Here is a 6,765-nt window from a genome sequence, read left to right as displayed (position 1 = left end):
AGTTCCGCCCGCCAAGCGTCGCCATTGGAGCGCCGCTCCCGGTTCAGCCGATTGGTCTCCTGAGCGTACGCGCGCATCGCCTCCTCGACCATCTCCGGCGCCATCATCCGATCCTTCAGGCCAGCGAGCACGCGGCTTTCCAGCGTGTCCTGACGGATACTGCGGCTGTTGTCGCAGGTCGCCTTACTGATGTGGTTCGAGCAGGCATAGCGCTGCGGGCCGCGGAGGGAATAGGGGCCACCGCAGCAGCCGCAAAAGATCAGGCCGGACAGCAAGGTGCGGGGGCGGCGCGCGACGTTCAGGCGGTTGCGCCGGTGATGCTCGCGCACCCCTTCCGTCAGCTTCGCGAATTTATCCGTGATCTCGTTTTGGCGCGCGCGGGCGGCCTGCCAGAGTTCGTCGTTGACGATGCGCCATTCTGGAACGTCCTTGACGATCCAGGCGGTCTGCGGGTTGAGCCGGGAGACGCGTTTGCCGGATGAAGGGTCCTTGATGTAACGCAGGCGGTTCCAGATGAGCCGGCCGATATAGAGCTCGTTGTTGACGATGCCTGTGCCGCGCTTCACATGGCCGCGGATGGTGGTGTCGCCCCAGGGCTTGCCGCCAGGGCCGGGAATGCCCTCGCGGTTCAAAGTCAGGGCAATGCTGCGCGGCGCGACGCCGGCGGCAAACATCGCGAAGATGCGGCGGACGACTTCGGCTTCATGGCCGTCGATGGTCCGGTCGCCCCGGATCGGCGCGCCATGCGCATCGAACTGCTTCACGACCTTGTAGCCGTAGCAGAGGCCGCCGCCGGACTTGCCGGCTTCGACGCGCCCGCTCATGCCGCGATGGGTCTTCTCGGCGATCTGCTTGAGGGCCAGCGCGTTCATCGTGGCGGTGAGCCCGACATGGAGCTCGGTGATCGCGCCCTCCGACAGGGTGACGATCTGCACGCCGGCGAACTGGAGCTGCTTGAAGAGCGTCGCCGTGTCGGCCTGGTCTCGGCTTACCCTGTCCAGACCCTCCGCCAAGACGAGGTCGAACCCGCCTTCCAGGGCCGCCTGCAGCAAAGCCTGGATGCCGGGCCGCAGGATCATGCTCGCCCCTGAAATCGCCGCGTCCTTGTAGGTGCCGACGACCTCCCATCCCTCGCGCTCCGCACGCTCCCGGCAGACCCGGAACTGATCCTCGATCGACGCCGCACGCTGGAGGTCGGACGAATAGCGGGCGTAGATCGCGACGCGGGTCATAGGGACGCCTCCTGAACGGGGCCCATCATCACAGGCTCTCGGGGGTCGGGTGCACGAAGTATCGATATCGCCTGCGTTGCCTTCAAGCCTTCTTCCCCTTCGGCCGCGAGCCGGTCTGCGGGAAATCCTCGGTGCAGCGAGCGGATTGGGGCCCGCTTACCGGGTCCTGTCGCTGACAGCGTCAGAAGTGCTCGTGCTCCACGACATCGGCAGCAACGATCTCAGCGATCATGCCCTTATGAATCGTGATTCCACGTTCGGCGAGGAAGGCAATCGCCCTCGAATCATCCCCGTTCCAGAGGATTCCGCCGTAGTTTTCGGCGTAGGTCAGCAGTCCCTTGTAAGTATTGGTGCCCAACCCGCGTGCCAGAGCTTCGACCGCGTGACAATAGCGCGCAGGCGCGAATGCCTCCCGCGCCCTCCACTTCATGTTGAAGATCCTTTTCCCATCCAACCGTACGAGCATTGTCTCATCCTTTCCGTTAAATCTTCTGAGCTTCTTCCCAGTCCGAATACTGAATCCCAACATCAGCTGGAGGCTCGCTTCAGCTCGCGCGCGATCTGTCGGCCCATCAGTCGAGCCAAGCGACGGATGGCCTCGCTGGCGGCACCGGACGGTGCGTGCTGTCGGTCGGAGGCAGCCGTGACCACTTCAGCGTCGACACCGGCCGGCTGGTGGGAGCGGGAAATCTCCGGACGCTGTCTTGGCCTCTTGGCCATGGCCACCTCCAAATTGGGAGATGACCAAATCCATCGCGGTGGCCTGAAAAAACAGGGGGGAAGTTTCGGAATAAGGAGATACGGCTAGGTCAGCCAGATCGCTGCCTCGGCGAGAACGCTGATCTCTTTTGATAACGTCGCCGGCTCAAAACATTTCCCGCCATCGGCCTTGAGCCGAACTCGGGTTGCTAGCCCCTTCACCATGGCCGTGGCGCACAGATGAACGAGTTCTGCGACGACGTTCTCACGCGCAGGATGCTTCTTAACGGCAAGGCTGAGTGCCTCATCGAAATACGACCAATCCCGGTTGAAGTCCGGGTTGTCCCCTGACGAGCGGAAGCCGTGAACCAGGAAGAATTCCTGCGCCATGTGGCAAGTCACGATCATGCTGCCACAGCGGTGCAGATCGCCCAGCGCGATGAACCACTGGTACATCAGGGTCAGGTGCATGTCGTCAAGCCAGAGTTTGGCGGGATTAACTCGGGCATGCAGAGCCAGCAATGCCCGAAAGAGCCGGTCAACCACCCAGGGCTTCGGATCCTCTTCCGAAGGCTCGCTGTTGACGGCTCGGTCGAGCGTCTCGCGCAGATCGCTCTTCGCCGCTTTGCCGTTGTTCTGCTGTCGGAGGTCACGCAGATGCCCAGTCTGAACATGGGCTCGCCGAAGAGTCTTCAGCGTGGCCTGAAGAAGTCTATAAGCGTGATCGATCCGGATCTCTGCACTGTGGTCACCGGAACCATGACAGCGCTCCAGTCCAAGCTGAAACAGGCCGTCGTTCAGACCGTGAGCGTAAGCGCCAGACGTCAATTCAGCGATCTCTGACCAATCCTTTATAGTCTCTTGCAAGTCGGCAAAGCTGCCCATTGCGTGTCTGTACCGTTGGTCACGATTGACAATGGTGTGGCCAACGCGCGGATTGTAGATGCCTTTCCGTGATGAGCTTTTCTCTATTTCGATCAGGCCGGTTTCTATCAATTCACGGTGCAAGGTCTCGATGGTTTTGAATAGTGTCATCAAGAAGCGGATCAAGATGATCTCGTGTGCTGACTTCGTAGCGTTTCCGTGTTTGAAAATATTTCGATCGACCCTGATATCTCGATCCAATACCAGATTAATCTTACCTTTAGGATCGAGGGTAATCTTACGCGCATCCTTCGCCGCTATCTCCATGATGATTTGGAGACGGCGGTTTCTAACGCATGAAATATGCGGTGCGAGCGAAGCGAGATGGGTTTCCTCGATGAGAAGTTTATCACGCTCGATAATCTTCCCAGCGCGGCCAACCTCGCCTATCTCGCCAGTCCTTGGCACAGCAGCCCGCCTTTGGCCGGACAACGCAGGGCGAACATACTCGTCGTAGTCCTCGAAGTAGTCAGTTCCTGCATACGGGTCGAGGGCATCTATGGAAGGTGGCAGGCTGCCTTTTAACGTTCGCTGCTTGATATCCAGTTCAACCAACAGCCCATTTTTATCGAAGACATCGATGCCTCTGCGCCCGAAATAAAACGCTCTCTTTTCGCTTAGCAGAACGCAGCGGACGAGCTCGGATCCCTTTTCTTGAAGCAGTTCGAGGCGCTTCAATCCATCCAATACAATCGTGATCTTCTCAAGCTTGATTAGCAATATCGGCTGTACGGTTAGATGCGCCTCCTGATCCGACAGGGAGGAGGGCTTCCACTGATCGGAAGGGATGAACCGGCGGCCCTTGGGGACCATCCAAATCACGTCTGCCAGTTTTAGGTCCGCGAACGTGATGCCTTGTTCGAGCTTACGACTGACGATCGCCTCGTTGATGCCGCAGGCGATCTGAAAGATGCTGAGCACCTTGCCGCCGACGCGACGGCATTCGCCATAGCGAGCAGAAACCAGATAGGCCTCGGAGAAGTCGGGCTTACCGCCATCGACGCGCCCGCTGGGCTGTTCGTTTAACGCTCTTCCCATTCTCGCGAATCGCCACCCTTTCTCCAGGAGAGGATGGCGAAGATCGCGAAAAGGCCTAGGGCGTCGGCAAGCTGTGGTTAATTTTGGAAGCGCTGGCCTACGGAGTGCCGACCCCGCCCGTCTTCACGGAAAATCTGGCCTGGAACTGCTCCTTCTCGGCAGCGACGACACCATCGGCATCACCAACGATATACTGCGAGGAGGTGATCAGACCCGCTTCGCAATCGAGAACGCCGGCGTAGGCGATCCCTTCGTCCTTGCGCAGCAGCCGGGGCGTGTTGCCATAGGCCAGGATCGGGATGCGCGCCTTCATCATGGCATCGACCTGTCCGACCTGTCCGAGGATCACGACCGCTCGGCAGCCGCCCTGCATCGCGCTGACGAGTTCGTCCTTGCCGAAAACGGCGCTGTTACCGAAATGGCTGGCGCCGATGATCACGACGTGATCCTTGCCGCGCGTCCTGAGCACCTCATTGAGCTTGAGGCGCCCGACATGGGGCACCACGGGGAGCGCGTCGCCCTCGAATTCAGCGATCTGTGTGTAATTCACGGTGCTGGGGAGAACCCTGGCCAACGGGCCGAGGCTCTCGCAGATCTTCATGCACTTGTAGGCGGCCATATCTCTCTCCTGACGAAAGTTGCAGTCGGGAGAGTTTTCGAACCGGTCCTCTCCGAAACCAGAGGGCAAGTTTCGGAAGGGTTCGGCGTGGCGGATGCGAAGCACTTGGTGATCAGGTCGCGCTAGGCTTGAACAATTGCCCGAATCCCTGTCCCCGCGACTTCCAGCTCGCGGCCTTGCGCCAGTGCGGGCGAAGAACATGGTCGTGGATGATGAGTTCGGCAAGGCGCAGGAGCCGGTCGGCATCGTCGCCCCTAGGGCGGAAGAAGTAGAATTCCTGCGCCGCGCTGACGCGCTTCAGATCACCGAAGCCGTAACCGGTCTGACGCATGAGCTCGACCGGCGCGATGCCAATCAGATCGCAATGTGCGCGACCAGCGTCGCTGTAGAGCCAGGGGTTGAGCGCAGCATGGCGCATGCGATGATGCAGCTGCTTGTCGAACTCCCTCACCGACATGGATTCCGGCAGGCGCACCGCTAGCGAGCGCTCCGCCAGGGCGACTGGCGATCCGCGCAAGGGCGCCGTCGGCGGCAGGATGTGTTGTAGCATCCAGTTGTCGAACCCGAGGTCGGAGCAGAGGTGCCCGTCAGCGCTCGTGGTCAGCGAGCCGTAGCGATCGGCGTTGAGCTCGCGCAGCCGATCGCGGATGTTCACCTGGGCGGTCACGGAGACCTTGTGGACGGCAATCCTGAGGCGGCGCGCAAGGCCGAGCAGCCCGGTCGCCGTCGGCAAGCGATGATCCTCGCCGCACCCGGCTGCGTAAATCCAGACCAGCTTGCCGGGGTTGTATTTCAGTGCGAAGCGCTCATTGATGAAGCTGTCTTCCTGAAGCCGGAACACGCTCTTTCCACCGATGCGCGGCCAACGCGTCGGGTACCATTCGGTGACCGCACCGGCTGATCCCGCTGGCAGCAGCCTGCTGCCGACAGCGCGCTTCCTCGTAGCTGTATCGGGCTTGGCCTGTTCATTCGTCATCATGGTCTTGATCCTCGCAGAGCTTCCCGGGGGCATTCCCGATCTCACACTCATTTTCCGCTGCTCACTTCGGATTCGACTTGGAAGGCTTACCCTCGCGCCTGCAGGAACCCGATCGGCTCAGGTTTCGCTGCGCCTACCGCCAATCGGTCGGCCGCCTCGACATCGGCGACGGTCAGATGCCTGCGGCCAGCCGCTGCCGCGTAGCCGAGCGCCAGCCGCGCGACCCGCGTAATCCGCCTCGGATTGGCGCGCGCCAGCCGGACGATGACCTCGTCACCGGGCGGGGTGATCACCCCGCGCGCCTCGTCCAGCGCCGCCCTGACGATCAGCCGCGTGATCGCGAGAAGATCATCGCCACTAGGGGCGGCGATCTCGACCATGACCAGCCTGTCTTGAATGAATGCGGGTAGACGACCGGCATCATTCGCGGTCGCGGCGACGATCGCGCCCGACAGGTCGAAGGGGATACGCAGATATTCGTCGTGAAGAGCGCGGCTGTTCTCCGGTTCCAACATGTTGAGCAGCACGTTGTAGGGCTGCTCGTCACGGTGGCTGTCGAACTTGTCGATTTCGTCGAGGAGGATGACGGGCTGGGCGGTGTTCCCACCGACCAAGGCCTCGTTGACGACCGACATGCGCGCGCCGCGCCAGGAGGTCGGGTGGCCGACGATCAACTGCTGCGCATCGCTATTCGTCGCGCAGGAGAAGGCATGGATCGCAGTACCGAGGGCGCTCGCGATTGCTTTCGAGGCATGGGTCTTGCCGATGCCTGGCGGTCCGAGCAGCAGCAGCGGCGGCACGCTGACAGCCGCCTCCGACATCATCGACAACGCCACCGCCCGGTCGATCAGGTCGATGACGGTCGCGAATGTCGGGCAGGCCAGCCTGACCTCGGCCAGCCGATCGCGCATCGTCTGCGAGCCGAACAGCAGGGGCCGGGCAGCACCACGCTCGTCGTCGGCAAGCCAGCGGAGCTTTTCCAGACGAACCTGCTCCTCGGTGCTCAGCGTGGGCTGAGGCAGGCCGAGTTCAAGCTCGTCGTCGAACATGTATGGCCGGCCGTATACGCGCTCGAGCTGGTCCAGCAGCGCGGCGCGGTCATAGATCGCGACCTCGCGAGCCGGATAAGCACTGTTATCGAGGAGAGGGTTGGCCGCGGCGTCGCCGACCACATCCTCATCTCGACTGATTGGCAGCGCACGGCTCCGACGCTTGATGCGAGGAGCCGTTTCATAGGCGGGGATGGTGTCGGTCATCATGTGATCTCGGTGGGT

The 6,765-nt window shown here is 61.5% G+C and carries 6 protein-coding genes (1 of these 6 running past the window's edge); all 6 read right to left on the bottom strand.

Features of this window, described 5'->3' with window-relative positions:
• Window positions 1–1,232 carry the 5' portion of a recombinase family protein gene (locus AC6RIC_RS25740; protein ID WP_499736658.1) on the bottom strand. Its footprint begins 466 nt before the window's first position, so the window shows 1,232 of its 1,698 coding nt (coding positions 1–1,232); it begins with the start codon at window positions 1,230–1,232; its stop codon lies beyond the left edge, outside the window.
• Between the two features lie 181 nt (window positions 1,233–1,413).
• Window positions 1,414–1,698, bottom strand: a complete 285-nt coding sequence (locus AC6RIC_RS25735; RefSeq protein ID WP_499734500.1) for a hypothetical protein — start codon at window positions 1,696–1,698, stop codon at window positions 1,414–1,416.
• Window positions 1,699–2,036: 338 nt separating this feature from the next.
• The gene (locus AC6RIC_RS25730; RefSeq protein ID WP_499734499.1) at window positions 2,037–3,893 is read right to left on the bottom strand and encodes a hypothetical protein; all 1,857 of its coding nucleotides are present in this window, start codon (window positions 3,891–3,893) and stop codon (window positions 2,037–2,039) included.
• A 97-nt stretch (window positions 3,894–3,990) separates the two neighbouring features.
• Window positions 3,991–4,512: an RraA family protein gene (locus AC6RIC_RS25725; protein WP_499734498.1), complete on the bottom strand. Its 522-nt coding sequence runs from the start codon at window positions 4,510–4,512 to the stop codon at window positions 3,991–3,993.
• Between the two features lie 112 nt (window positions 4,513–4,624).
• Window positions 4,625–5,491: a hypothetical protein gene (locus AC6RIC_RS25720; RefSeq protein WP_499734497.1), complete on the bottom strand. Its 867-nt coding sequence runs from the start codon at window positions 5,489–5,491 to the stop codon at window positions 4,625–4,627.
• Between the two features lie 86 nt (window positions 5,492–5,577).
• The gene (locus AC6RIC_RS25715; protein WP_499734496.1) at window positions 5,578–6,750 is read right to left on the bottom strand and encodes an AAA family ATPase; all 1,173 of its coding nucleotides are present in this window, start codon (window positions 6,748–6,750) and stop codon (window positions 5,578–5,580) included.
• Window positions 6,751–6,765 lie beyond the last annotated feature (15 nt).

This window comes from Allobosea sp. TBD101 (genome assembly GCF_059817965.1).
This window is presented reverse-complemented; position numbering and strand designations above follow the sequence as displayed.

Coding starts and splice junctions, on each gene's coding strand:
- AC6RIC_RS25720 (WP_499734497.1), bottom strand. CDS start 5,491: ATGATGACGAATGAACAGGCCAAGCCCGATACAGCTACGAGGAAGCGC.
- AC6RIC_RS25725 (WP_499734498.1), bottom strand. CDS start 4,512: ATGGCCGCCTACAAGTGCATGAAGATCTGCGAGAGCCTCGGCCCGTTG.
- AC6RIC_RS25715 (WP_499734496.1), bottom strand. CDS start 6,750: ATGATGACCGACACCATCCCCGCCTATGAAACGGCTCCTCGCATCAAG.
- AC6RIC_RS25730 (WP_499734499.1), bottom strand. CDS start 3,893: ATGGGAAGAGCGTTAAACGAACAGCCCAGCGGGCGCGTCGATGGCGGT.
- AC6RIC_RS25735 (WP_499734500.1), bottom strand. CDS start 1,698: ATGCTCGTACGGTTGGATGGGAAAAGGATCTTCAACATGAAGTGGAGG.